General features: G+C 57.2%; 1 protein-coding gene. It reads left to right on the top strand.

The genetic code is table 11. The features are described 5' to 3' along the window. Positions 1-83 precede the first annotated feature (83 nt). Positions 84-1,382 (top strand): IS4 family transposase, encoded by a 1,299-nt coding sequence (locus D3D02_RS17920; protein WP_121571303.1) that lies wholly within the window; start codon positions 84-86, stop codon positions 1,380-1,382. Positions 1,383-1,395 lie beyond the last annotated feature (13 nt).

The following is a 1,395-nucleotide window of genomic DNA, read 5'->3' on the forward strand; positions in this document are numbered from 1 at the left end:
CATCCGTGTTCGGTTAAGGAGCGAAACCGACAGACGGTGCTGTCTTGATGAGATTATCTTCAGAAACCGCGTAGAGAGAGGTTGTGTTACCCGAACTCTCTCCAACACTCATAAGACGTCGGTTGACTTCCCTCTTTCCAGCGCATCTTATCGAAGGCATCGCGCGCGAGCGCGATGCCGTCCAACGTCATCGAAAGATCGACATCACGATGCTCGTCTGGGCGCTCATCTTGGGTTTCGCCGTCGACGGCGAAACCCGCTCTATCGCCGCGTTCCAACGAGTCTACCAGACAGCCACCAATCAGACCGTCTCCCGCTCCAGCTTCTACGACCGATTTACACCACAACTCCGTGACCTCCTGAGCGACCTCCTCGCGCACGCGCTCGAGGAGGTCGCGATTCCTCACACCATTGCTCCCCAACTCAGCCAGTTCCGCGATGTGATGATCGCCGATGCAACCGTTTTTCGGTTGCATCGGCTCCTTACGGCGTTTCCGGCGACTCACGAGGATCAATCCGGAGCTCAGCTGTATCTCGTCTACAACGTGACGAAACGGACGCTCGCACAGTTCAGCCTCACCGACGAACGAACCCACGAAAGCAGCCAGTTCCGCACGGGGAACTGGCTGCGTGGACGGCTGTTTCTGTTCGATCTCGGGTTCTACAGCTACCGTCGCTTCGCGTTGATCCACGAGAACAACGGCTACTTCGTGAGTCGGCTGAAGAAGAATGCAAATCCGCGAATCGTCGGTGAACGACGGAAATGGCGCGGGCGCGCCATTTCCTTGAAAGGGAGTCACCTCCAAGAGCGGCTCTCGAAGCTCAAGCGGAAGCAGATCGATGTAACTGGGGAATTCGCGTTCAAGCGACGGCGGTATGGTGAGAAGCAGTCGTCGGCTACCATCGAGTTTCGCGTCGTCGGTGTCCGCAACGAGGACACCGACGACTACCACTTCTACGTGACGAACCTCCCGAACGAGTTCACACCAGAACAAGTAGCAGCGCTGTACAGCCTGCGGTGGAAGGTGGAGTTGCTGTTTCGGGAACTGAAGTCACGGTATGGACTGGAGAAGTTCGAGACGGGTGATGAAGCGATTGCAGAGTTACTCGTGACGGCGGCTCTGCTGACGCTTGTGGTCAGCAGAGCCTTGCTAGCGGTGTTTCAGGAGATTGACCCCGACGCAGAATATCCGGAAGAACGCTGGGCGACGACCTTGCGGTCGGTCGCCCAGCTAGTTCTCGCTGATCTGGCTCTCGCACTCGGCCATCCGCCACCGAATCTTCCCGAAATAGTGCGTCGTGAGGCACGCCAACCAGAGAAATCACGCCTTACCTTGAACAAACAGGTGGCTCAAGCCTTCAGCCGGGAGGTACAGCCTTAACCGAACACGAATG

Origin of the sequence: Halobellus sp. Atlit-38R, assembly GCF_003665925.1 — an archaeon.
GTDB lineage: Archaea > Halobacteriota > Halobacteria > Halobacteriales > Haloferacaceae > Haloquadratum > Haloquadratum inordinatus.